This is a genomic window from Paenibacillus xerothermodurans, from assembly GCF_002220865.2.
GTDB classification, from domain to species: domain Bacteria; phylum Bacillota; class Bacilli; order Paenibacillales; family NBRC-103111; genus Paenibacillus_S; species Paenibacillus_S xerothermodurans.
The window spans coordinates 344,886-368,364 of the sequence record NZ_NHRJ02000001.1 but is presented as its reverse complement, the minus strand read 5'-3'; the positions used below and the strand labels follow the sequence as shown (position 1 = coordinate 368,364).

The following is a 23,479-nucleotide window of genomic DNA, read 5'->3' as shown; positions in this document are numbered from 1 at the left end:
ATAGTTGATTGGAAAAATAAGTGAACATTGTGCTTTGTCATAAAGGTTTTATCGTAGTACCGTTTCATTTCTAGTCATTTCCCTCATCAGAAAGGTTGTTGCAGATCATGGCAATTAGAATCATAGTGAAAGATCCTGATCCCGTGCTACGCGAGGTGAGCAAGCCTGTTACGAAAATCAATGCCAATCTCCACAAGCTGCTTAACGATATGGCGGATACGATGTATGACGCCGAGGGTGTAGGGCTTGCGGCGCCGCAGATCGGTATATTGAAGCGGGTCATTGTGATGGACGTGGGTGATGAGCATGGCTTAATCGAGCTGATCAACCCTGAGGTTATCGAACAGGAGGGCGAGCAGCTCGGCCCTGAGGGCTGCTTAAGCATCCCGGGCTTGAACGGTGACGTGAAACGGGCTCAACGTGTGAAAGTCAAAGGACTGGACCGGGACGGCAACGAGATCGTTATCGAAGGGACGGATTTGCTGGCGCGCTGCATTTTGCACGAAGTGGATCATCTGAATGGGGTTCTATACACCGATCTCGCGGAAAACGTATATCGGCTGGAACCGCAGGGTGGTGAAGCATGAGAGTGGTGTTTATGGGCACGCCGGATTTCGCCGTGCCTTCTTTGCGGGTTTTGTTGGATAGCGGTGTGCAGGTAGTGGCAGTGGTCACACAGCCTGACCGGCCTGTCGGCCGTAAGCGGATAATGACCCCCACGCCGGTTAAAATAGAGGCGGAGAAGCACGGAATTCCAGTGCTGCAGCCAGAGAGGCTGCGCCGCCCGGAGTGGGTGGCTGAACTGGCGGCTTTGCAGCCGGATCTAATCGTTACCACAGCATATGGTCAAATTTTGCCGAAGTCGGTACTGGAGCTGCCCAAGCTGGGCTGCATCAATATCCATGCGTCGCTGCTGCCGAAATATCGTGGCGGAGCGCCGATCCATCACGCTGTTATGAATGGAGACAAGGTGACGGGCGTCACGATTATGTACATGGCCGAGGGGCTGGACACGGGGGATATGATCAGCCGGGTGGAGGTTCCGATTGAGGATACGGACACCACCGGCTCCATGTTTGAGAAGCTGAGTGTGGCGGGAGCAGAGCTATTGAGAGGGACACTGCCGGAACTGTTGGCGGGGCGCGTTACAGCGGTGCCGCAGGATGATTCCCAAGCCGTGTATTCACCTAATATAAGCCGCGAACAGGAGCGCATTCATTGGGATCGGCCGGCTGAGGTCATATGGAATCAAGTGCGCGGGTTGAATCCGCGGCCAGGAGCTTACACACTGTGGAACGGCGAAGTGTTGAAGGTCTGGGCTTGTGAGAAGCCGCGAAACGGCGATATGAAAGCGGCAATAGGAGAAGATCTCCCTGAAGCTGGCACGGTAGTCGCCACGGGAGAGCAAGGTATTGAGGTGATGACCGGCAGCGGCCTTCTCAAGATCACCAGTCTGCAGCCGGCCGGTAAGAAGGCGATGGCAGCGGCAGAGCTGGTGCGCGGGGGCCAGTTGACCGTCGGCACCGTGCTCGGCTAAATTTGCAAACATTACAGGTAGGAGGCACAGCATTTGAGCGAAAGCTTCGAAGGCGGCAGGAGAACGGCTGGCGGTTCAGACGGACGCAGCAGTAATACAGGCGGCAGCCGCAAGGCTGAAGCCGGCGCGGTCAGGCGCGGCAAGGGACAGGCTAGCGACGGCAAACAGAGAGGCACTGCAAGAGACGCTGCGCTGGAGGTGCTTGTCCGCACAGAGCAGGACCGATCGTACAGCAACCTGCTGCTCAACCAGACTTTACAAAAGTACAATTTAGAGAAGCTTGACGCAGGTCTAGCTACAGAAATCGTGTACGGTACGATTCAACGGATGAACACGATCGATCACTTTTTGGCACGTTTTGTTTCGAAGGGACTTGCCAAGCTGGAGCCTTGGGTGCGCAGTCTGCTGCGTTTGAGTTTCTATCAGATATACTATTTGGACCGGGTTCCTGATCACGCCGTTGTGAACGAGGCGGTTAACATCGCCAAGAGAAAGGGACATCGCGGCATCTCCGGAATGGTGAATGGTGTACTGCGGAACGTAATCCGGCAAAAAGATACACTGACCATTCCTGCCAATTTGCCTGCGGTCACGCGGATTGCACTCACACATTCTCATCCGGAATGGATCGTGCAGCGTTGGATACGCCAGTTGGGAGAAGAGCAGACGGAACGGATATGTGAAGCGAATAATGTCCCGCCCCGTGTGAGTGTCCGGGTGAACACAATGAAATACAGCCGCCAACAGCTGATAAATGTGCTGGCAGACGCCGGGTTGGAGGTGGAGCCTTCCGATCTCGCGCCGGCCGGTATCATTGTCAAAGGCGCCGGCAACATGGCGTTGACCACCTGGTATGAGAACGGCATGATCTCGATCCAGGATGAAAGCTCGATGCTGGTGGCGGAAACCGTAGATCCGCAGCCGGGAGAGAAGGTGCTCGACTGCTGTGCAGCGCCGGGCGGCAAAACGACTCACATGGCTGAAAAAATGGGGGATCGCGGCGAGCTCTGGGCTTGTGACATTTACGAGCACAAAGAAAAGCTTGTGCGTGAGCAGGCGGACCGGCTGCAGCTGGAATCGGTGCGGACGGTTGTCATGGATGCGCGTGAACTGCACAATCGTTTTCCACCGGCCAGCTTCGACCGCATTTTATTGGACGCTCCATGTTCCGGGCTCGGCGTGATCCGTCGTAAGCCGGACATGAAGTGGACCAAGCGTGAGCGGGATCTGGACGATATCTGCGCGATCCAGCGAGAGCTGTTGCGCACAGTTCACTCCCTAGTCCGTCCGGGAGGTGTTCTTGTGTATAGCACCTGCACAATTGAATACAGTGAGAACGAAGGGATGGTGCTGGAGTTCTTGGAACGCCACCCGGAGTTTGAATGGGACCGCGAGCATTCCCGGCAGATCTACCCGTATGAGCATCAGTCCGACGGGTTTTTCATCGCTAAGCTGAGGAAGCGAGCGTAAATGATATGGATATGGTAAAATCAAATGCATGTGCAGTGATAAATGCAAGCTGTTTACCCACGCACCAAAAGAATAAAACAGGTTGTGATAATGTATGGAGATTACAGAAAAAACAGCGGTACAAGCGCAGCCGTACGCCTATGATTATACATTGGAGGAATGGCAGGAGTGGATTGCCGCGAACGGAGAGCCGGGCTTCCGTGCCGGACAAATCTTCGAATGGCTCTATGTCAAGCGGGTGACCGGCTTCGACGAGATGACCAATCTACCGAAAACGCTGCGAGACAAACTCGCACAGGAGTTCGATTTCGTCACTCTAACCGAGGTAGCCAAATATGAGTCAAAAGACGGAACTGTGAAGTTCTTGTTTGAGCTGTCCGACAAAAATGCCATCGAAACCGTTATTATGAAGCACAACTACGGCAACAGCGTTTGCGTCACAACTCAGGTGGGCTGCCGCGTCGGCTGCACGTTCTGTGCGTCGACACTAACCGGGCTGAAACGCAATCTTACGCCAGGCGAGATCATCGCGCAGGTCGTGAAAGCCCAGCAGCTCTTAGATGCGACCGGGGAACGTGTGAGCAGCATTGTTATCATGGGAATCGGTGAGCCATTTGAAAACTATGAGGCGATGATGACGTTCCTTAAGGTGATGATTCATCCCAAGGGGCTTAATATCGGCCAGCGTCATATCACGGTGTCGACGAGCGGGATCGTGCCCAATATATACCGCTTTGCCGAGGAGCAGACACAGATTAATTTGGCGATTTCCATCCATGCCCCAAACGATAAACTGCGTTCGAAGCTGATGCCGGTCAACCGACGGTTTCCCTTCGCCGATTTGATTGAGGCGTGCCAGTATTACGTAGCCAAGACTGGCCGGCGTATTACGTTTGAGTATGCGCTGATGGGCGGCGTGAACGACCAGCCGGAGCATGCGGAGGAGCTGGCTCAGGTGCTGAAATCGTTTCCGATGGCACACGTCAATTTAATCCCGGTGAACTATGTGTCGGAACGTAACTATGTCCGTACGTCGCGGGATGATATTTTCACGTTTCAGCGCATTTTGGAACAGAATCAAGTGAATGCGACTATACGCAGGGAGCAGGGCAGCGATATCGCCGCGGCTTGCGGACAACTGCGTGCGAAGCATATGGAGTCGGGTGCGAGGTGAAGAAAACCATGATAAAAACGGCCAGTCATACGGATGTCGGAAGAATCCGTATGGTGAATGAGGATCGGGCGGTGGTGCAGGAGGATTTGAACGGTTTCCTGCTGGCCATCGTAGCCGATGGAATGGGAGGCCACCAGGCTGGCGATGTTGCGAGCCAAATGGCGGCGGACATTATTCAATCGGAGCTTCAGCCGATTCCGGCGGGTGCTTCCATGGAGGAACGCAAACGCCGATTAAAAATGGCTGTGGAGCACGCTAACGAGAAGATTTTCTCGTTTGCCGCTGAAAGAGAAAGCTATCGTGGCATGGGCACGACCGTGGTCGCCGTGTTGGCCGATGAACAATCAGTTGTCATCGGCCACATTGGCGACAGCCGTGCTTATCGCTTGAACGAAGAAGGAATCGAGCAGTTGACGGAGGATCATTCACTCGTGAATGAGCTGGTGAAAAGCGGCCAGATCACCCGTGAAGAGGCAGGACATCATCCGAGGCGCAACGTTTTGACTCGGGCACTCGGCACGGAAGCTGCCATCGAGATTGACATACAGGACGTCGCGTGGAATCCGGGGGACATGCTGCTTTTGTGCAGCGACGGGCTGAGTGGTCTCGTCAGCCGTGAAGAATTGCACCGCATCGCTGCTGCTGACGGCGGGCTTGAGCATAAGGCAGGGGCTCTGGTGGAGGCCGCCTTGGAAGCCGGGGGCGATGACAATGTCACTGTAGTGTTGGTCAGCAATGCTGCTGCTGTGGGTGAGGCCGATCAATCAGATCGTGAAAAGAGGTGATGATGAATGATAGGTAAGCAGTTGGGAGGACGTTATGAAATCCTTGAGCGCGTAGGCGGCGGCGGCATGGCTATTGTCTATAAATCTCTTGATATTTTATTACACCGCCACGTTGCCGTAAAAGTATTGCGTCAGCAGTACGTGCACGATGAGGAGTTCATACAGCGGTTCAGGCGGGAAGCCCAGGCCGCGGCATCGTTATCCCACTCGAACGTAGTCAGCATCTATGATGTAGGACAGGAAGAAGACATACACTACATTGTGATGGAGTATATAGAAGGCACAACGTTAAATGATCTGATCAAAGAAAAGGCACCGCTTCCGGTGGAGGAAGCCGTGCATTTTGCCAGCCAAATTTGCGACGCGCTGGATCATGCCCATCACAACCAAATCATTCATCGCGATATTAAGCCTCATAACATATTGATTGGTAGAAACGGCAGGGCGAAAGTAACAGATTTCGGCATCGCCCGGGCCATCACTTCGTCCACTATTACGCAAACCGGCTCTGTCGTCGGTTCCGTTCATTATTTTTCACCGGAGCATGCCAAAGGCACTGCAACAGGAGAGCAATCGGATTTATATTCCCTAGGCATTGTGATGTATCAAATGCTGACCGGCAGGCTGCCGTTTTTAGGTGAAAGCCCCATCAGCGTAGCTTTGAAGCATTTGCAGGAGGAAGTCGAAGAGCCCCGCAAGGTCAACCCGATGATTCCACAAAGCGTTGAAAATATCATTTTGAAGGCGATGCGCAAAAATCCCTCCGAACGCTACCGCTCAGCTAAGCAGATGCTGAACGACCTGGATAGCTGTTTGCTGCCCCACCGGCGAAACGAAGCCAAGATCGATTTCCTGGACGACGATGAGCTGGACGAGGAAAAAACCTTGATTATACCGGCAATAAGGCCGGACCAGTACGGCGCTCCCGTGATTGATGATGAAGATGATGAGCCAATGGCGCATGCCGATAACTTACCAACCAAGCAGAAGCGCTGGACGAAGCCGGTCGCGTGGATCGTTGTTTTGTTGCTGATACTCGGTGTAATGTGGTACATGGTGGGTGTGGTCAAAGCGAAATTCGTAGTACATGAAGTTGATGTGCCTATGGTACAGTATAAACCGGTAGCGGAAGCCGAGCAACTGCTCGCGGCGGCAGGTCTCCGTGCCAAGATCGAACGACAGCCCTCTAAAGACGTGCCCAAGGACGTGGTAATCAGCCAGGGGCATCCGAATATGAAGATGACCATTAACGGCGAGGAAACGCTCGTTGTCAGCAGCGGCGTTGAAAAGAAGCAGATGCCGCCTGTTGTTGGCACGAAGTTTGCTGAAGCGAAAGCGGCTCTTGCAGCGCTTGGCATCCCTGAGGACAGGATTATCCCGGATTATGATTTTGTCGATGAGCCCAAGGATACTGTGATTTCCCAGGAGCCTGCTTTGAATGAAGAGATCGATCCGTCGACGGTCACGGTCAAGCTGGGCGTCAGCAACGGCAGAGAAACACTCAAAATGCCTGATTTAGTGGGCTTAACCGAAGCTGCAGCCAGGTCACGTATCGCGATGAACGATCTCAAACTGGCACCGGACGGCATCACCACCGAGACGAGCTACAAGCAGCCAAAAGGCAAGGTGATCAAACAATTCCCGTATCAATATAACGACGAGGTGGCACGGGGTGAGTCGATAAAGCTCATTATTTCATCAGGACTGCCGCCGGAAGCAGGTGAGATGACAGTGCCCGTCACAGTCAAACCGGCAGAGGATGGGAAAGAAACCGCCGCTAAGATCATATTAAGCGATGCCGCGTATGATTCGTATGATTATAAAACTTTAAAGGTCACCAAGCCTACCACGGTTGATGTCAAGCTGGTCGTGTCGCCCAATAAGAGCGCGGTGATACAAATTAAGCAGGCTAATGTGGTAGCCGACATGATCACCGTGACTTACGACGATTACACAGCTCACAAAGATGGCAAGCCATTTAATCCGGTGCCGGCTTCTGTCGGCGGCACACCTGCGCCAAATGCACCGGCTACCCCGCAATCCGAGACCGACCCGGCAAGCACCCAAACGTCTGGCGCGCCGAACGGTAACCCTGATGCCGGTGCAGCCAATCAAACGGGCGGCGGCTCCGCTCCGGGCACCGGCGCACCGGCGGCTCCGAACGGATCGCCCGCTCCGTCAAACGGGCAGCCGGAGAACCCCAGCACAGGAGGCACAAATTAATGCCAGTGGGTCTGATCACAAAGGCGCTTAGCGGGTATTACTATGTGCTGCCCGACGGAGACGTCAACAGGCAACTCGTACAATGCCGGGCGAGAGGCATTTTTAAAAAACGCGGAGAATCACCGTTGGTCGGTGACCGGGTGATGTATGAGCTGACTGAAAACGGAGAAGGCACCGTCGATGCAATATTACCCCGGAGTTCGGAGCTGATCCGGCCGCCAATCGCGAACGTACAGCTGGTTGTGCTCGTGTTCGCTGTGCAGGAACCTGCGTTAAATCTACAGCTTTTGGATAAATTTCTCGTTCACGCTGAAAGCGCAGGCTTGGATGTGCTTATTTGTTTGACTAAGCGGGATCTCGATGGAGCTGCTCAGGACGATAAGACAACGCATGAACAGCAAACAGTGGGACCAGAGCAAGCTGAAGCCAGCGCCGACAGCGACACAGCCGGAGACAAAGCGGGTATAAACAGTGTCGTACAGCAGTACGAATCAATAGGTTATCCGGTGGTGCTCACCAGTGCGAAGCTCGGCATCGGCATTGACGCCGTACTGGAGCGGCTGGCCGGGCATATCAGCGTATTCGCAGGCCAATCCGGTGTGGGCAAATCATCTTTGTTGAATGCCATGGTGCCGGGCTTGCAGCTGGAGACGAACCAAATCAGCATGAAGCTGGGCAGAGGAAAGCATACGACCCGCCATGTGGAACTCATCCGGCTGCAGAACGGCAGTTTTGTCGCGGATACCCCGGGGTTCAGTCAACTCGATTTCGCACAGATCGAAGAGCCGGAGGAGTTAAGCGCGTGCTTCAGGGAATTTCAGCCTTTTGCCGCAGCTTGCAAATTTCGCGGCTGCCTGCATCAGCATGAGCCGGGCTGTAAAGTGATAGAGGCCACGGAATCAGGCAAGATTGCGGCTTCCCGTTACAACCATTATTTGCATTTCTTAGTGGAGATCAAAGAGAGAAAAAGGAGGTACTAAGATGCTCAGAATTGCACCATCCATACTGTCGGCCGACTTCTCGCAACTCGGTGCAGAAATCGCCGATGTCGAACTCGGCGGTGCCGATTGGATCCATGTCGATGTGATGGACGGTCACTTCGTGCCTAACATCACCATCGGACCGCTGGTCGTAGAGGCGATACGACCGCACACCAAACTGCCCTTAGACGTCCACCTAATGATTGAAAACCCGGACATATATATTGCTGACTTCGCTAAGGCTGGAGCGGATATTATATCAGTGCATGTGGAAGCGTGCCGGCATCTGCACAGGACGCTTCACTTCATTAAGGAACAGGGCGTGAAAGCGGGTGTTGTGCTGAATCCTGCGACACCATTGTCCAGTATCGAGCATGTATTGAACGATCATCTGGATGTTGTGCTGATTATGACTGTGAATCCGGGCTTCGGGGGCCAGCAATTTATCAGCGATATGCTGCCGAAGATCGCCAAATTACGCCGAATGCTGGATGAGCGGGGGTTAACGCATATAGATGTAGAGGTGGATGGAGGCATTAACGCAGACACCGTACGCCACGTTACCGCAGCTGGAGCAAACGTACTGGTCGCCGGAAGTGCAGTGTTCAATCAACCCGATCGTGCAGAAGCTATTCGCCGATTACGCGGCGGGGAATAAGGGCATGAGATTCCTAACTGTGTTAGGGTATAGTGTTATGTGTGCCGTGCTGCTGGTGTTATTCTCACAAATACAGGACTTATTCAAATATGTATTTTCTATCGGAGCGCTCTACTTTGGCGTGCATTTTTTCAAACGACACGAAACCCGTGGCATGAGAATTGCATTTGTTGTCACAACGATGGTTCTTTATTTTATGTTTGCGTTGATTTATGCAGTTATTGTCGCGATTCGTACAGGTTTGTTACCTGCAGACATTTGACATAAGCCAACCGATTCAGTCTGAAAGAGTCATACAACAGCAGGCACACGCATAACATGGTTACAAAAGTTCCGGCTTTTGTAGCCTTTTTTTGTTTTTAGGACTTGATTCGAATGGGATAGGCACGTTTTGCGGGCACAAGAATATAATGAAGTATTGATGAACAGAAGCTTGGGTGGTGCGCGGGCATCCGGTCAGTCCAAGAAGCAGAGTTCCAAGAGATTTCACGCAAACCGAAGGAGGAGCACAAATGAAATTTTACACGATCAAATTACCGAAGTTGTTAGGCGGATTTGTCAAAGCCGTGCTTAACACATTCAGCAAAAACGGGTAATAACAAGATGAACACTTCAAGCGGCAGGTGGTGCGACGTGTATGCTCCCAAAGGCCGCACAAACTAAAAAAAGCACCTGAGCCAGGTGCTTTTTGTCTATCGGCGGATATTGATTAAACACGGGTAACTTTTCCGGATTTCAAAGCCTTCGTGCTTACATAAACGCGCTTCGGTTTGCCATTCACAAGAATACGAACCTTTTGAACGTTAACTCCCCAAGAGCGTTTGTTCTTGTTATTAGCGTGTGATACGTGGTGGCCAGTACCTGGTCCTTTACCGGTAATAAAACATTTGCGGGACATTGTGTTACACCTCCTTAACAGCCTCGATAACCTGATTGCTATGTTACGGTCGTCGTAGGCGATCTCTCCGAAAGCAAAGCCTATTCAAAAACACACTCAAATATCATAGCACAGTGGTCTGAATGCCGTCAACGGGAATGAGATGGTTTTTCGCCCCTTTACATCCTGATTATTTATTTCTTTCCGCCAATATAGTAAAATGAATATTAGTCCATTCTAATCTACATCAAAGGAGCAATAGAAAAATGGCTATTGAACTGGCTACGGAATATGGCAAAATATTTGTCACCGATGAAGTGATTGCTTTGTTGGCAGGCTCGGCTGCGTTAGATTGTTATGGACTGGTTGGCATGGCTTCGCGCAATCAGCTGAAGGACGGCATTGCCGAACTGCTGCGGCGTGACAACTTGCGCCGGGGGGTCGAGATTCATCGGGATGCTCAGGGCGCGCTGGTCATTGATCTATACATCGTTGTCAGCTATGGCACCAAAATATCCGTTGTCGCACATAATGTGCAGACAAAGGTGAAATACGTTTTAAACGAGGTCGTGGGGCTGCAGGTCGAAGCCGTGAACATCTATGTTCAGGGTGTACGTGTGGCTGAGTAAAAGCCTGCGATTGGAATTAATCGGCCGCTGCAGTGCAGAGGACCGGCTTGGCTCGTTCTACGGAAGGAAGGGGAATGGTTTATTTTGAGTAAGCGCCTAGATCGTATTAACGGAAATGATTTTATTCGCATGGTGGAAAAGGGAGCGCAGCATTTGAGAGAGAACGTGGACCAAGTCAATGCGCTGAACGTATTTCCTGTTCCCGATGGTGACACAGGCACCAACATGAACCTGACTTTGACTTCTGGAGTAGAAGAGCTTCGGCGCCGTCCCTCGCAGTATGTTGGCAAATCAGCGGAAGCGTTAGCTAAAGGCTTGTTGATGGGCGCACGCGGCAATTCAGGCGTCATTCTGTCCCAGTTGTTTCGCGGTTTTTCCAAAGCGGTAGCCGATGCAGAGTCCATCGATGCGCGGCAGTTCGCCGCAGCTCTGCAAAATGGTGTCGACATGGCCTATAAGGCAGTGGTGAAGCCTGTGGAGGGCACGATTCTGACCGTTGCCCGGGAAGCAGCGAAACATGGAGTGCATCAGGCTGGCCGTACTACAGCCATAGTGGAATTGATGAGAGAGATATGTAAAAAGGGTAACACTGCCTTGTCCAATACCCCGGAGCTGCTGGCGGTTCTCAAACAGGTCGGAGTAGTCGACGCGGGAGGGCAAGGGCTGTTGTTTATATATGAAGGCTTTTTGCGTGCGCTGGAGCAGGACTCGGATGCACATGCTGGTAATCGCCTAGTCGCGACAGCAGGGGCAAGAGAAGCATTGGGCGACCCTTATATCCCAAATGCCGCGCCGCATGCTAATAGGTTGGCTAAGGCCGATCAGCCAAAACGTGCCCAAGCCATGCTGTCAACGGAAGATATTGAATTTGGTTACTGCACCGAATTTATTGTTTCTCTGAACGGGCGAAACGCCCAGAACAAACCGTTTCATGAGCAGGAATTCCGTGAGCAGCTGTCAGCATTGGGGAATTCCCTGTTAGTGGTTGCGGATGACGATTTAGTCAAAGTTCACATTCATGCCGAGTATCCGGGAAGCGTGATGAACCTGGCGATGAACTATGGCGAGTTGAGCCGAATTAAAATAGAAAACATGCGTGACCAACACACCCATCTTCTCATGGAAGAGGCCGAAGAGATTCATAAGGCTGCCTTCATGAGTGATGACGGAGCAGTCCCTGTGGATGACACAGATGAAGTGTCTGTCGATCAAAAGGCCGAAGCGTTGAAACAGTACGGTTTCGTTGCGGTTTCGGCAGGCGCGGGATTTGCGTCGATTTTAAGCAGTCTTGGTGTGGACGAGGTGCTGCACGGCGGCCAAACCATGAATCCCAGCACGGAAGACATAGTGAATGCGGTGCATCGGGTTTCTGCGCGTACCGTGTTTGTACTGCCTAACAATTCGAATATCATACTGGCCGCTCAGCAGGCAGTGGAGCTTGTCGATGACAAGCAAATCGTGGTGATCCCAACTAAAACGTTACCGCAAGGAATTGCCGCGATGATTGCTTTTCAGGCGAATGCGGCGACCGAGCACAATGTCGAGCTGATGCAGCAGGCGGTTACACAGGTGCAGTCCGGACAGATCACCTATGCGGTGCGAGATACTCAGATTGATGATATGGAGATCAAGCAAGGAGATTATATAGGCATTCATAATAATAAGATTGTTACGGCGGACCCGGATTTCATTTCGGCCTGCACGAAGCTGTTGGACAGCCTGCTCCAGGATGGCGCTGAACTGGTCACATTGTACGCAGGTGAAGAGGCCCAACATGAGCAAACAGAACAGTTGGTGAAATATATGGAAGAACATTACGGTGATGCCGAAGTGGAAGTCCATCAGGGTGGCCAACCTTTGTATTATTATATTGTTTCTGCAGAATAAAAGAACATTATGGTTTTTAAGAACGGGGGTTAGTCGGTTTGAGCCGAATACGCATTGTAACGGACAGCACGGCGGATATACCGGTTGAATTGAGGCAGTCGCTCGGGATAGAGATGATTCCTCTAAAAGTACATTTCGGTACCGACACATACCGGGATGCATTAGATCTTCAACCTGCGCAATTCTTTGAGAAGCTGGCTGCCGCGCAAACACTGCCGACGACTTCACAGCCGTCACCGGTCGAGTATCTGGAGATTTTTCAGCGGCTGGCTGGGGAATCGGACGCTCCTATCATATCGATTCATCTCTCTGGCGGGTTGAGTGGAACATACCAGTCGGCACTTTTAGCGAAATCGATGCTGGAAGAAAGCGTGGATTTAACTGTGTTGGACTCGAAGACTGCGTCCTATGGCCATGGCATATTAGTTGTGGAGGCCGCGAGAGCCGCACAGCAGGGCAAGAGCGCGGAAGAGATTGTCGCTCTAGTGGAAAAGATGAGACGTGAGCTGAGGCTGTATTTTTTGGTCGATACTTTGGAGTTTTTGCAAAAAGGCGGACGGATCGGTAAAGCGGCGGCACTGGTCGGCTCGCTGCTGAATATCAAGCCCATTTTGTCCATGTCCGAAGAGGGCGTCGTGTGCTCGGTGGACAAGGTCAGAGGTCAGAAGAAGGCGATGGCTCGCATTATCGAACTTCTTAAGCAGGATGTCGGTGATATGGCGATGCATGTAGCTGTCGCGCATGCTCAAGCCATGCCAATTGCGGAAGAGCTAGCGGAGCACGTCCGGCAGAATTTCACAGTCGAAGATTTGACATACACATCTATCGGCCCAGTGATAGGCACTCATACGGGACCTGGAGCTGTGGCTGTGTTTATGGTGCCGGTGCAGCATGGCGGTTGATCTGTACAGTATACCGGTGAAACAGGTTCACGGGATCAAAGGCAAAAAGCCGGACGAGCTGTTGGCACTGGGCATTTCGTCGGTCGGTGAGCTGCTGGACTACTATCCTTTTCGCTACGAGGATTACACACTGCGGGATCTGACGGAAGTTAAAGACGGTGATAAAATCACAGTTCAAGGTAAGATCGTCGGAGTACCGCAGGTGCAGATGTATGGACGTATCAAATCCCGGATGACCTGCAAAATTATGGTTGATTCGCTGTTCATCACCGCCGTCTGGTTTAACCGTCATTACTTGAAGCCTCAGCTGCAGGCGGATGCTGAGATTGTGCTGACCGGCAAATGGGATCAAAAAAGGCTGCATCTCACCGTTTCGGAGTCCGAATTCCCGGGAAAGGGGACCTCGCAAACAGGTACACTGCAGCCTGTTTATTCTGTCACTGGGACACTTCCGCAAAAATGGATGCGCCAAACGATGAAGCAGGCAGTCACCCAGTACGGCCATCTCATTCCTGAAATTCTGCCACATGAGCTCCTCGACAAATACAATTTGATGCCCCGTAAGCAGGCAGTCACGCTGCTGCATCAGCCTGGCTCACTGGCGGAAGGGCTGCAGGCCCGCAAACGTATGGTGTATGAGGAGCTGTTCATGTTCCAGCTCAAAATGCAGGCCTACCGTGCGATCAACCATGATCGCGCTGATGGAGTTGCGCATCAGCTGGATCTGCCGGCGGTCAGAGCTTTTGTGCGCGCGCTGCCGTTCAAGCTGACGACCTCCCAGAAGCAGGTACTCGCCGAGATCCTGCATGATTTGCAGCAGCCTTTCTGCATGAATCGCCTGCTGCAGGGCGATGTCGGTGCCGGCAAAACGGTTGTGGCTGCCGCTTCGTTGTTTGCTGTCGTCAAAGCGGGCTTCCAGGGAGCTTTGATGGTACCGACGGAGATCTTGGCAGAACAGCATAAGCGCTCGCTCAGCAAGCTGTTTGAGCCCTACGGCATTGAGGTGGCTTTGTTGACCGGCAGTCTCACGGATCGCCAGAGGCGGGATGTATTGGCGTCGCTGCAAATGGGCATGATCGACGTTGTGGTTGGCACGCATGCGTTGATACAGGAGGATGTTTATTTCCGGCAATTGGGTCTCGTCGTCACTGATGAGCAGCATCGGTTCGGAGTGAATCAGCGCAGTATTTTGCGGCGCAAGGGAATGAATCCCGATGTGCTGACTATGACTGCAACGCCGATCCCTCGCACGCTAGCGATTACCGCATTCGGCGATATGGACGTCTCCACTTTGAGCGAGCTGCCAAAGGGGCGCAAGCCGATCAAGACGTACGCCGTGAGTCATGACAAGCTTGACAGGGTGATTGGTTTCATCAGGCGAGAAGTAGCTTCAGGCCGACAGGCTTATGTCATATGTCCTCTGATAGATGAATCGGAGAAGCTGGATGTGCAGAACGCTATCGATGTGCATGCCCAGCTGCAGTTCGCTTTTCCCGAGTATAGGGTGGGACTGCTGCATGGGCGCATGGCTGCCGCCGAGAAAGATGCGGCTATGCGCAGCTTCAGTGAAAATCAGACACACGTGCTGGTGTCGACCACCGTCATTGAGGTGGGCGTGGACGTGCCGAATGCCACGTTAATGGTTGTCTACGACGCTCATCGCTTCGGACTGTCCCAGCTGCATCAGCTGCGCGGACGAGTCGGCCGCGGCGAGCACCAATCTTACTGCGTACTCCTCGCCGATCCTAAGAACGAGGTGGGCAAGCAGCGGATGCAGGCGATGACCGACACGAACGATGGATTCGAGATTGCACGCCGTGACTTGGAGCTCCGAGGACCGGGTGACTTCTTCGGAACGAAGCAAAGCGGGCTGCCGGACTTTCGGCTGGCAGACCTGGCGGCCGACTTCGCCACCATGGAACAAGCGCGCGACGATGCTGCGGAATTCGTGCGTCGGCCTGACTTTTGGACGGCTGCCGTGTACAGCCCGCTGCGGGAGTATTTGCAGCGAGAGGACGTGTTTCAAAATGAGCTGCTGGACTGACACCGTTTTATAATGTCGCATCCTGCTTTTCCAGACACATGTCCGAGCCCCCTATCATAAACTGAGTGTGAGTGACTTCCCATAACACAAGGCAAGGGGTGCTGGCGGTATGAGCTATCATAAATACGGATTTGAACCGGCTTTTGTTGAACGCGTTAAGATGAAGATCAAAAACCCGGAGATCAAAGAGCGAGTAAAAATGATACTGCAGGGTGTCACAAAGTACGATTTGCAGGACCGGGCCAAGGTGCGCCGTTTTGTGGGCATGATTGGCAAAGCGCTGGGTGAACGCTTGACAGATCGTCAGGTCGATCATATGGTCAATTTCGTTATTGCCCAAAAAATCGATCCGAACAACACATTCCATTTAATAAAGCTATGGGGAATGTTCCGGTAAAGCTTGCTCATGTACTCGCAATATGGTTCGGAATTAACAGCGGTCACTGGAGGCTGGCGCAACACGGCATGGAAAACGATACGGGGAGACAGGCAGGCAGTCAGGTCCTGTTTTTTCTTTACAGACGCCGCTTTATGGCGTCTTTTTTTGCTTGATCGGATTGCTGCGTGCCGCTTTTGCATTTATACTGAGGCTATGAAATTAAATAATACATAATTTACTAGTTTTTAAGGGGGTTACCACCTTTGTTACCACTGGAACCAAATACAGAAGCGGGTAAACCAAACACCCGGAGACAGCTGCTGGCGTCCATGGGAGCTGCAGGCGTGCTGCTAGCGGCGGGCGTCGGATTACCCGTTCAGGCTCAGGCGGCTGAACCTGTTCTGCAAACGGACACGAGCGCTTGGTTTAACGTCAAAGATTTCGGAGCGGGCAACAAACGTTCGGACGATGATACGCCGTTCATTCAGTCCGCCATTAATGCGGCTGCCGAAAGCGGAGGGACCGTGTACATACCGCCCGGAAAATATGTGATTCGATCCAGTCTCGTCATGCGGCCTAAGGTCCATCTGCTTGGGGCCGGGATACACGCGGCAGTGTTGAAAGCCGGCAGCGCGAATTTGCGAATGGTGATCAGCGGGGCGGATGTGACTCATTACTCGATACAGGGCCTTACCTTCGAAGGCATGGGTGCTGGCTCAGCATCACCCGTCCCCGTGGTGGAGTGTGGCGTTTACGCGGCAGAAGCTGAGTATGTGCGGATTAGCAATTGTATGTTTGACAAAATTAACAATGGCATTCAGCTGATAAGGTCCAAGCATGTCAGCGTCACAGGCTGTTTATTTTATTTCATATTAGGCACTGACGGGGCTCACGAAGGGTATGGCGTGATGGTGGAAGGCGGAAGCAGCCATAAGATACAAACGAACCATTTCAAAAATGTATATAAACATGGCATTTTGTTAACGGCCGGCTCCGCCTATACCATAGTGGCAAATAATGTGCTGGAAAGCTGCAAGGAAGCGGCTATTCTTGTCGCGTCAAAACTTGTGGCATGCTCCCATCATCTGATTCAAGGAAATTTGATCTCAGCCGACGGTTTGGGCGACACGGAAACCAGCTGCACCTACGGCATCAGGCTGAAGGATCGCTGCAGTTTTACCACCGTGACGGCTAATGTGATCGCTCGCTCACGTTCCGCGGGAATCTTGTTGGATGCAGAGGAAAAGGCAGGTGAAGATAGGCCGTACGGCAATACTGTGACGGGGAACACGGTGAACCAGACGTTGAGGGGAATTGCCATACTAAACGGCGATGCCAATACAGTGAAGCATAACGATGTGCGCCGAGTGGATACGGGCGTGCTGGTCGACGCAATCGGCGAGGACAGCTGGTCCTACGCGAAACAGAACATTGTGACGGGCAACACTTTGATACAATGTCATGGCTCAGGCGTCAGGATCGGCTCCCCCCGCTGCCAAGGCAGTGTTGTGTTTGGTAATACGGGGTTCGATAATGCGGTTGGTTTACAAGATAGCGGCACGGACACCGCAATGACAGGTTTTTGAATACACTATGTAAGTCTTTCGAGCACCGTCCTGCGCAAGTGGGATCGTGATTTTTTATTGAACAAAACCTAGTGACTTTAAAAAAGAAGTGTGTTACCATTTTTGTGTTTCGTGCTACTTGTAACGCTTACATAGGTCATTAATTACAAGGTTGTTTCAGCTGCAAGAAAAATGGATTGGAGTGAGCGATGTTGAAGCATTCTTTGCGAGTGCCCTTTGTATTCGCTATCATTTTCGGCCTACTGCTAGCCGCCTGTTCTCAGACATCAAAGGAACCATCCAACGCTCATACGAATGAGCTTGTGCTCGCTTTGGGCCCGGAACCTGAAGCAGGTTTTGATCCTACCACCGGCTGGGGCCGCTATGGATCGCCTCTGTTTCAAAGCACACTCCTGAAACGCGACAGCGCACTGCAGATCGTCAACGATCTTGCCACGGGCTATGACGTCAGCTCAGACGGATTGGTGTGGACCGTAACACTGCGCAAAGATGTGAAATTCACCGACGACCAGCCCCTCACTGCTGCTGACGTCAAATACACCTTTGACACAGCCGCCAATAGCGGGTCAGCCATAGATCTGAGTTACATGGAACGAGTGGAGGCGGCTGATGACTACACGGTGAAGTTTACCTTGTTAGAGCCAAGATCCACGTTCATTCAAATGTTGGTGGCAACGGGAATTGTGCCCAAACACGCTCATCGCCAGGACTATGCGAACAAGCCCGTGGGATCCGGCCCTTTCAAGCTTATACAGTGGGATAAGGGGCAGCAGCTGATCGTTCAGGCGAATCCCGATTACTACGGCACTAAGCCTTATTTTCAAAAGATGACCTTTCTCTTTCTCAGCGAAGATGCTGCCTTTGCTGCGGCGCGAGCGGGCAAGGTGGACGTTGCTGCAGTGCCGGCGGCATTCAGCAAACAGCCGGTGTCCGGCATGAGGCTGGAAGCCATACATACGGTAGACAACCGGGGCATTATGTTTCCTTACGTGAAGCCCGGCGGCAAAACAAAGGACGGGGATCCGGTCGGAAATGATGTGACCTCCGAGCTGTCGATTCGGCAAGCGATTAATATCGCATTGGACCGGAAAGCGTTGGTACAAGGTGTATTGGAAGGCTATGGCACGCCAGCGTACACTGTCAATGATGGATTGCCATGGTTTAATCCGGAGGCGATCGTCATTGATGCTGATATAGACGGCGCAAAAAAGCTGCTCGCGGAGGCTGGCTGGAAGGATAACAATGCAGACGGTATATTGGAAAAGGGGACGGTGAAGGCCGAGTTCAAATTGATCTATCCCGCGAGTGACGTCACCCGCCAGTCGCTGGCCATTGCCGCAGCGGACATGATCAAACCGCTGGGCGTTAATGTGATCGTAGAAGGAAAGAGCTGGGACGACATCAACAAGCAGATGCATGCGAACGCAGTGATGTTCGGGTGGGGAAGCCACGATCCCCTGGAGATATATAACGTATACAGCAGCAAATTGAGCGGCGTGGATTACAATAACGCGGGCTTTTACAGCAATCCGATCGTGGACGACTACATGACCAGGGCTCTGCGTGCAACTAACGAACAAGATGCTATGGAATTTTGGCAAAAAGCCCAGTGGGACGGTCAGACAGGAGTCGCAGCCAAAGGAGATGCTCCATGGGCTTGGTTGGTCAACCTGGATCATCTGTACTTGGTCAAGGACGGTTTACATATCGGGAAGCAAAAAATTCATCCGCACGGCCACGGTTGGCCGGTAACGGACAATATAGAAGAGTGGCGCTGGAGGCATTAACTGACGGATCATGCTGAGGCTGGTCCGTACGGTCCAAGCTCGCAGCGGGGGAGGAGAGATTGGATGCGGCGAACGCTGCTTTTTCTGTGGCAGAAAGGTGTCAGATTGACACTTATGTTGTTGGCGGTGAGCGCGATCTCGTTCGCGCTGGTCCACTTTTCTCCGATCGATCCGGTTCAAGCGTATGTAGGCGCTGACATGATCAGGCTCAGCCAGGAGCAGCGAGAGGCGATTTCCGCATACTGGGGGCTGGACCGGCCGGCCGTCGAGCAATATGCCAGCTGGATATCCGCACTCGCGCACGCTGATCTGGGAACTTCCATGATTTTTCGCCGCCCTGTTGCGGACGTCATTGAGGAGCGGGCTTTGAGCTCCGCCATGCTGATGATCACCGCGTGGACTTTGTCGGGCGTCGTCGGTTTCAGTGTGGGTGTGCTGGCTGCCATGAGAAAGGATACATGGATCGATAAGCTCATTCAATGGTATTGCTATACATTGGCATCCACGCCGACTTTCTGGCTTGGTCTCATAATGCTGTTGGTTTTTGCCGTGTGGCTTGGATGGTTTCCTCTCGGTCTCGGCGTACCTGCCGGTGTGCTCGCGGAGGATGTCACATTGTTAGATCGTATTTATCATATGATACTGCCCGCTGTTACTTTGAGCATCGTGGGGATCTCGGGGATCGCCATGCACACCCGGCAAAAGCTGATAGACGTTCTTCACAGCGACTACGTGCTCTTTGCCCGGGCGCAGGGCGAGCGGGGGTTTACATTGTTCTGGCGGCATGGGCTGCGTAATGTGGCGCTCCCGGCGATCACGCTGCAGTTCACATCCTTCAGTGAACTGTTCGGCGGCGCCGTTTTGGCGGAGCAGGTGTTTTCTTATCCTGGGTTGGGACAAGCTACCGTAGATGCCGGACTTCGTGGGGATGTTCCTCTGCTGCTGGGCATTGTGCTGTTCAGCACATTATTTGTCTTCACCGGAAATTTGTTGGCTGAGCTGACGTATCGCTTGATCGATCCGAGAATCAGGGAAGGAAGAACGCTATGAGCCGAACGCCCCGACCACATCCGTTTATTACGGCCCAGTTGTACGGCAGGCATCGGATGTGGTTATCTGCAAGCGCTGCCGGGCTGGCGCTGATTGCTGCCTGGGCAGGTGCGGCGCTGCTCAGCCCGGACAATCTTGCCACCCAGCTTGCACTCCGCAATCTTCCGCCATCGCTGCAGCACCCGTTCGGCACGGATTGGCTGGGCCGTGATATGCTGACGAGAACGCTCAAGGGTCTGGTGTTGAGCTTGAAGGTAGGAATCCTGGCCGGCGCGGTAAGTGCCATGATCGCCGCCGTATTGGGATTACTCGCAGCGACCATGGGCAGTTTGGCGGACCGCATCATCACGTGGTGCATTGACTTATTCCTGAGCGTTCCCCATCTGGTGACCTTAATTTTAATCGCGTTCGTGCTTGGTGGTGGCGCAAAAGGCGTTATCGTCGGAGTCGCGCTGACTCATTGGCCGAGTCTCTCCAGGCTTATTAGAGCTGAAGTGCTGCATCTGCGTTCAGCCGAATTCGTGCAAGTCTCCCGCCGATTGGGAAAATCGCGTTTTTGGATCGGCACGCGCCACATTTTGCCGCATCTCGCGCCACAGCTGCTTGTCGGGCTGATGCTTATTATCCCGCACGCCATTCTGCATGAGGCTGCCGTTACTTTTGTTGGCATGGGGCTGTCACCTCACGAGCCCGCTATCGGTATTATTTTATCCGAGTCTATGCGCTATCTGTCGACAGGAATGTGGTGGCTCGCCCTGTTTCCGGGACTTTGTTTACTGCTGCTGGTAAGATGCTTCGGGCGCCTTGGCGAGCATCTCCGGCTGCTCGTCGATCCACGCCGTGCACACGAATAGCGCAACTGCTAACAACCAGGTACAGGAGGGCAACTATAGATGTTGGTGATAGACGGTTTATCGGTTGAATTCATGCACTACAGCAGCGCACTTCGACGCAGCACGATGCAAGTGATTCACGGGCTGCAGCTTAATGTCAACGCAGGCGAAGTTGTCGCGGTTCTTGGCTCGAGCGGATCAGGAAAAAGTGTGCTGGCGCACGCCATACTCGGTATTCTTCCGGCAAATGCGCGGTTCTCGGGCAGAATGTTCTTCGATGGAGTCGAGCTTACGCCCGCCAGACAGGCCGAGCTGCGAGGGCGTGAAATTGCACTGGTCCCGCAATCCGTGCAATACTTGGACCCGCTGATGAGGGTAGGACAGCAGGTGCGGTATGCGGTAAAAAGCGGTGACGCAGCAGCTGCTCAACGGCAGATTTTCGCCCGTTACCGGCTAGCCAAAGCGGTGGAACGGTTTTTTCCGTTTCAACTGTCCGGGGGGATGGCACGACGTGTGCTCGTTTCTACGGCTTCGATCAGCGGTGCACGGCTGGTGATCGCCGATGAGCCGACTCCGGGCTTAGATCCTGCGGTGATCAAGGCAGCCTTGGGACGATTCCGAGAGCTGGCCGACCAAGGGTGTGGCGTGATGCTGATCACGCACGACATCGCATCGGCTCTAACCGTTGCCGACCGTGTCGCAGTTATGTATGCGGGCGTTACCGTGGAGGTCGCCAGGTCTGAGGAATTTACTAACGAAGGTGACCGGCTTCGGCATCCTTACACTAGAGCGCTATGGCAAGCATTACCACAAAATGGGTTCATCCCGATCCCCGGTGCACAGCCGCGCTACGGTGCGGCGCATACAGGCTGTGCCTTCGCGCCCCGGTGTCTATCAGCGACCGCGGATTGTTCCACAGCAAAGCCGGAGGCAAGAGAACTGCGCGGGGGTTTGGTGAGGTGCATTCATGCGTCTTAAAGGGAGCGGCTTAGCGTATCACTACGGAAAGGGTGAATGGTTGTTTCGGGGCATGGATATCGAATTGGAGGCAGGCGAAGTCGTTGGACTCGTCGGGCCGAGCGGCTGCGGCAAGTCAACCCTGGGACGGCTGCTCGCTGGTTACTCGCAGCCAGTCGAAGGGCGTGTCACGTTAGACGGCATGCCGCTTCCGACAAAGGGATATCATCCGGTCCAACTCGTGCTCCAGCATCCGGAGAAGGCAGTGAATCCGCGGTGGACCATGCGGCGTACTTTGAGGGAGGGTTATGCGCCGGATCACGCGTTGCTTGCTGCGTTCGGCATTGAAGCCAGTTGGCTCGACAGATGGCCGAATGAATTATCGGGCGGGGAGCTTCAGCGGGTTTGCGTGGTCCGAGCTTTAGGCCCCGATACCCGCTTCCTGATCGCAGATGAAATGACAACCATGCTGGACGCGATCACACAAGCGCAGCTTTGGCATGCACTATTAAACATCGCAAAGCAGAGGAACATGGGAGTACTTGTGATCAGCCACGAACGCTATCTCCTCGAACGGGTATGCAGCAGAGTGCTGAGTTTCACTCCGGACATACCGTAAACCGCCGGACAGGTGTAATTTGGTCCACGCAAGGCAGACACATATATTCATGTGCGACCCAGCCACAGCTGTGGCTGGGTTTGTGGCTTGCAGCGCAGATAGCCGCTATTGCGTCACGGGTGCATAGTTCCAATTTGATGCAGCTAGAAAAATGGGTATTATGGCCTGCAAACCTTTTTTGAGCTCGCAGCGTATTACATTACGACTTTTATATACCAATAAAAAGGAAATAACGGTCGTGTACTGGCGGAGAGGAGCTTTGACGGTGGAAAGTTTAGAATATCGCTTGTACAAGGAAAGCGGCGAGTATCCGCTGCTGTATTATTACAACCGCATCGCTCGGGATGAAGTGGCGCTGCGGTTTGCATGTGATTACTACGTTAAAAACGGCACCGTGTATGAGAAAACATCCTGTGCTGTAGAGGATGACTGTTACGTGATTTATGTTCAGCCGGCTGAGGACGAGCGCGTCATGCATTGGCAAAAGCCGGATTCCAGGCTGCCGAAGGGCCTGCATATGGAACTGCGTGAATTTAAGGACTTCGGCGCGGATTATCGTTTGGTACAGACGTACACCTTCCGCGACAGTCTGGAAGCGATGCTGTATTTGCAAGCGAATTACTTGTATGTTGACAGGCAGGAATGGTACCGCACATCCACGGAAATTGATGAGGACCGTGAAACGTATGTCTTTTACGCTGTGGTGGCGGATAACGCCGCATCCTTGTAGGCAGCACGGATAGGAGGAAGACGATTTGGAACAAAAAAAGCATATTACAACCAATAAAGTGGTGTCCCTGTTCGTGGCCACTGCACTGATAGTTGCGCCTGGTTGCTCCAGCAAACAGGCTAACACCGATTGCGTAGATGCGAATCAGGACGGTTACTGTGATAATAGCGGGAGCGGAAGCAGCTCGTCGTCGTATAGATATTATGGCGGGGGATCCTCCATCTCCAACGCTAAGCCTTCCAGCGGTTCGTTCGATTCATCCGGTATTTCACGCGGTTCTGCCCCACACGGTGGCATCGGGAGCGGCAGTAAATCAAGCTCAAGCTAGAGATTGGAGGAGGCGGACTGGTGCCATGGAAACAAGCGGCCGGA

23 protein-coding genes are annotated in these 23,479 nt (G+C 53.0%); 22 read left to right on the top strand and 1 reads right to left on the bottom strand.

The features are described from left to right. The first annotated feature begins 107 nt into the window (after window positions 1–107). The 9 genes from def (at window position 108) to spoVM (ending at window position 9,423) form a co-directional block, all read left to right on the top strand. The gene (gene def / locus CBW46_RS01705; RefSeq protein WP_089198294.1) at window positions 108–587 is read left to right on the top strand and encodes a peptide deformylase; all 480 of its coding nucleotides are present in this window, start codon (window positions 108–110) and stop codon (window positions 585–587) included. Then, complete coding sequence (fmt, locus tag CBW46_RS01700) at window positions 584–1,537, top strand: methionyl-tRNA formyltransferase (RefSeq protein ID WP_165842169.1); 954 nt, start codon at window positions 584–586, stop codon at window positions 1,535–1,537. The genes def and fmt overlap by 4 nt, the downstream gene beginning before the upstream one ends. Window positions 1,538–1,570: 33 nt before the next feature. Further along, window positions 1,571–3,007: a 16S rRNA (cytosine(967)-C(5))-methyltransferase RsmB gene (gene rsmB, locus CBW46_RS01695; RefSeq protein WP_089198293.1), complete on the top strand. Its 1,437-nt coding sequence runs from the start codon at window positions 1,571–1,573 to the stop codon at window positions 3,005–3,007. Between the two features lie 94 nt (window positions 3,008–3,101). Next, the gene (gene rlmN, locus CBW46_RS01690; RefSeq protein WP_089198292.1) at window positions 3,102–4,181 is read left to right on the top strand and encodes a dual-specificity RNA methyltransferase RlmN; all 1,080 of its coding nucleotides are present in this window, start codon (window positions 3,102–3,104) and stop codon (window positions 4,179–4,181) included. Between the two features lie 8 nt (window positions 4,182–4,189). Continuing rightward, window positions 4,190–4,966, top strand: coding sequence for a Stp1/IreP family PP2C-type Ser/Thr phosphatase (locus CBW46_RS01685; RefSeq protein ID WP_089198643.1), 777 nt, complete (start codon window positions 4,190–4,192; stop codon window positions 4,964–4,966). Between the two features lie 6 nt (window positions 4,967–4,972). Beyond that, on the top strand, window positions 4,973–7,189 hold the full coding sequence (gene pknB / locus CBW46_RS01680) for a Stk1 family PASTA domain-containing Ser/Thr kinase (RefSeq protein WP_089198291.1): 2,217 nt from the start codon (window positions 4,973–4,975) through the stop codon (window positions 7,187–7,189). Then, window positions 7,189–8,169 carry a ribosome small subunit-dependent GTPase A gene (gene rsgA, locus CBW46_RS01675; RefSeq protein WP_089198290.1) on the top strand — a complete coding sequence of 327 codons (981 nt, stop codon included), beginning with the start codon at window positions 7,189–7,191 and terminating at the stop codon, window positions 8,167–8,169. The genes pknB and rsgA overlap by 1 nt, the downstream gene beginning before the upstream one ends. A gap of 1 nt (window position 8,170) precedes the next feature. Then, a complete protein-coding gene (gene rpe / locus CBW46_RS01670) occupies window positions 8,171–8,827 on the top strand; it encodes a ribulose-phosphate 3-epimerase (protein ID WP_089198289.1) in 657 nt (218 codons plus the stop codon). Window positions 8,828–9,339: 512 nt separating this feature from the next. Continuing rightward, window positions 9,340–9,423 carry a stage V sporulation protein SpoVM gene (gene spoVM, locus CBW46_RS01660; RefSeq protein ID WP_089198287.1) on the top strand — a complete coding sequence of 28 codons (84 nt, stop codon included), beginning with the start codon at window positions 9,340–9,342 and terminating at the stop codon, window positions 9,421–9,423. 113 nt (window positions 9,424–9,536) lie between these two features. Here the strand turns inward: spoVM and rpmB are convergent, their stop codons facing one another. Further along, window positions 9,537–9,725: a 50S ribosomal protein L28 gene (gene rpmB, locus CBW46_RS01655; RefSeq protein ID WP_089198286.1), complete on the bottom strand. Its 189-nt coding sequence runs from the start codon at window positions 9,723–9,725 to the stop codon at window positions 9,537–9,539. 245 nt (window positions 9,726–9,970) lie between these two features. On the opposite strand from rpmB, the gene CBW46_RS01650 reads away from it, so the two are divergent. From CBW46_RS01650 to CBW46_RS01590, 13 genes are all read left to right on the top strand, one after another. Beyond that, window positions 9,971–10,333: an Asp23/Gls24 family envelope stress response protein gene (locus CBW46_RS01650; protein WP_089198285.1), complete on the top strand. Its 363-nt coding sequence runs from the start codon at window positions 9,971–9,973 to the stop codon at window positions 10,331–10,333. A gap of 84 nt (window positions 10,334–10,417) precedes the next feature. After that, window positions 10,418–12,220 carry a DAK2 domain-containing protein gene (locus CBW46_RS01645; RefSeq protein ID WP_243633130.1) on the top strand — a complete coding sequence of 601 codons (1,803 nt, stop codon included), beginning with the start codon at window positions 10,418–10,420 and terminating at the stop codon, window positions 12,218–12,220. 38 nt (window positions 12,221–12,258) lie between these two features. After that, window positions 12,259–13,122, top strand: a complete 864-nt coding sequence (locus CBW46_RS01640) for a DegV family protein (protein WP_089198284.1) — start codon at window positions 12,259–12,261, stop codon at window positions 13,120–13,122. Next, the gene (gene recG / locus CBW46_RS01635; RefSeq protein ID WP_089198283.1) at window positions 13,112–15,166 is read left to right on the top strand and encodes an ATP-dependent DNA helicase RecG; all 2,055 of its coding nucleotides are present in this window, start codon (window positions 13,112–13,114) and stop codon (window positions 15,164–15,166) included. The genes CBW46_RS01640 and recG overlap by 11 nt, the downstream gene beginning before the upstream one ends. 109 nt (window positions 15,167–15,275) lie before the next feature. Then, a complete protein-coding gene (locus CBW46_RS01630) occupies window positions 15,276–15,563 on the top strand; it encodes a stage VI sporulation protein F (protein ID WP_089198282.1) in 288 nt (95 codons plus the stop codon). 245 nt (window positions 15,564–15,808) lie between these two features. Then, window positions 15,809–17,131 carry a right-handed parallel beta-helix repeat-containing protein gene (locus CBW46_RS01625; RefSeq protein ID WP_089198281.1) on the top strand — a complete coding sequence of 441 codons (1,323 nt, stop codon included), beginning with the start codon at window positions 15,809–15,811 and terminating at the stop codon, window positions 17,129–17,131. A 188-nt stretch (window positions 17,132–17,319) separates the two neighbouring features. Continuing rightward, window positions 17,320–18,918: an ABC transporter substrate-binding protein gene (locus CBW46_RS01620; RefSeq protein ID WP_089198280.1), complete on the top strand. Its 1,599-nt coding sequence runs from the start codon at window positions 17,320–17,322 to the stop codon at window positions 18,916–18,918. A 63-nt stretch (window positions 18,919–18,981) separates the two neighbouring features. Then, entirely contained in the window at window positions 18,982–19,968 is a 987-nt protein-coding gene (locus CBW46_RS01615) for an ABC transporter permease (RefSeq protein ID WP_089198279.1), read from the top strand. Continuing rightward, entirely contained in the window at window positions 19,965–20,822 is an 858-nt protein-coding gene (locus CBW46_RS01610; RefSeq protein WP_243633129.1) for an ABC transporter permease, read from the top strand. The genes CBW46_RS01615 and CBW46_RS01610 overlap by 4 nt, the downstream gene beginning before the upstream one ends. A 39-nt stretch (window positions 20,823–20,861) precedes the next feature. Further along, complete coding sequence (locus tag CBW46_RS01605; protein ID WP_089198278.1) at window positions 20,862–21,779, top strand: ABC transporter ATP-binding protein; 918 nt, start codon at window positions 20,862–20,864, stop codon at window positions 21,777–21,779. Next, the gene (locus tag CBW46_RS01600) at window positions 21,769–22,377 is read left to right on the top strand and encodes an ABC transporter ATP-binding protein (RefSeq protein ID WP_089198277.1); all 609 of its coding nucleotides are present in this window, start codon (window positions 21,769–21,771) and stop codon (window positions 22,375–22,377) included. The genes CBW46_RS01605 and CBW46_RS01600 overlap by 11 nt, the downstream gene beginning before the upstream one ends. A 265-nt stretch (window positions 22,378–22,642) precedes the next feature. Further along, complete coding sequence (locus CBW46_RS01595) at window positions 22,643–23,107, top strand: hypothetical protein (RefSeq protein ID WP_089198276.1); 465 nt, start codon at window positions 22,643–22,645, stop codon at window positions 23,105–23,107. Window positions 23,108–23,132: 25 nt separating this feature from the next. Further along, complete coding sequence (locus tag CBW46_RS01590; RefSeq protein ID WP_089198275.1) at window positions 23,133–23,435, top strand: hypothetical protein; 303 nt, start codon at window positions 23,133–23,135, stop codon at window positions 23,433–23,435. Window positions 23,436–23,479: the final 44 nt, after the last annotated feature.

Excerpts from the sequence above, each read along its gene's own strand:
- spoVM (WP_089198287.1), top strand. The coding sequence starts at position 9,340 with ATGAAATTTTACACGATCAAATTACCGAAGTTGTTAGGCGGATTTGTC.
- rpmB (WP_089198286.1), bottom strand. The coding sequence starts at position 9,725 with ATGTCCCGCAAATGTTTTATTACCGGTAAAGGACCAGGTACTGGCCAC.
- rpe (WP_089198289.1), top strand. The coding sequence starts at position 8,171 with ATGCTCAGAATTGCACCATCCATACTGTCGGCCGACTTCTCGCAACTC.
- CBW46_RS01600 (WP_089198277.1), top strand. The coding sequence starts at position 21,769 with ATGCGTCTTAAAGGGAGCGGCTTAGCGTATCACTACGGAAAGGGTGAA.
- CBW46_RS01685 (WP_089198643.1), top strand. The coding sequence starts at position 4,190 with ATGATAAAAACGGCCAGTCATACGGATGTCGGAAGAATCCGTATGGTG.
- CBW46_RS01615 (WP_089198279.1), top strand. The coding sequence starts at position 18,982 with ATGCGGCGAACGCTGCTTTTTCTGTGGCAGAAAGGTGTCAGATTGACA.
- recG (WP_089198283.1), top strand. The coding sequence starts at position 13,112 with ATGGCGGTTGATCTGTACAGTATACCGGTGAAACAGGTTCACGGGATC.
- CBW46_RS01650 (WP_089198285.1), top strand. The coding sequence starts at position 9,971 with ATGGCTATTGAACTGGCTACGGAATATGGCAAAATATTTGTCACCGAT.
- fmt (WP_165842169.1), top strand. The coding sequence starts at position 584 with ATGAGAGTGGTGTTTATGGGCACGCCGGATTTCGCCGTGCCTTCTTTG.
- def (WP_089198294.1), top strand. The coding sequence starts at position 108 with ATGGCAATTAGAATCATAGTGAAAGATCCTGATCCCGTGCTACGCGAG.
- CBW46_RS01605 (WP_089198278.1), top strand. The coding sequence starts at position 20,862 with ATGTTGGTGATAGACGGTTTATCGGTTGAATTCATGCACTACAGCAGC.
- pknB (WP_089198291.1), top strand. The coding sequence starts at position 4,973 with ATGATAGGTAAGCAGTTGGGAGGACGTTATGAAATCCTTGAGCGCGTA.
- rsgA (WP_089198290.1), top strand. The coding sequence starts at position 7,189 with ATGCCAGTGGGTCTGATCACAAAGGCGCTTAGCGGGTATTACTATGTG.
- rlmN (WP_089198292.1), top strand. The coding sequence starts at position 3,102 with ATGGAGATTACAGAAAAAACAGCGGTACAAGCGCAGCCGTACGCCTAT.
- CBW46_RS01630 (WP_089198282.1), top strand. The coding sequence starts at position 15,276 with ATGAGCTATCATAAATACGGATTTGAACCGGCTTTTGTTGAACGCGTT.
- CBW46_RS01610 (WP_243633129.1), top strand. The coding sequence starts at position 19,965 with ATGAGCCGAACGCCCCGACCACATCCGTTTATTACGGCCCAGTTGTAC.
- CBW46_RS01620 (WP_089198280.1), top strand. The coding sequence starts at position 17,320 with ATGTTGAAGCATTCTTTGCGAGTGCCCTTTGTATTCGCTATCATTTTC.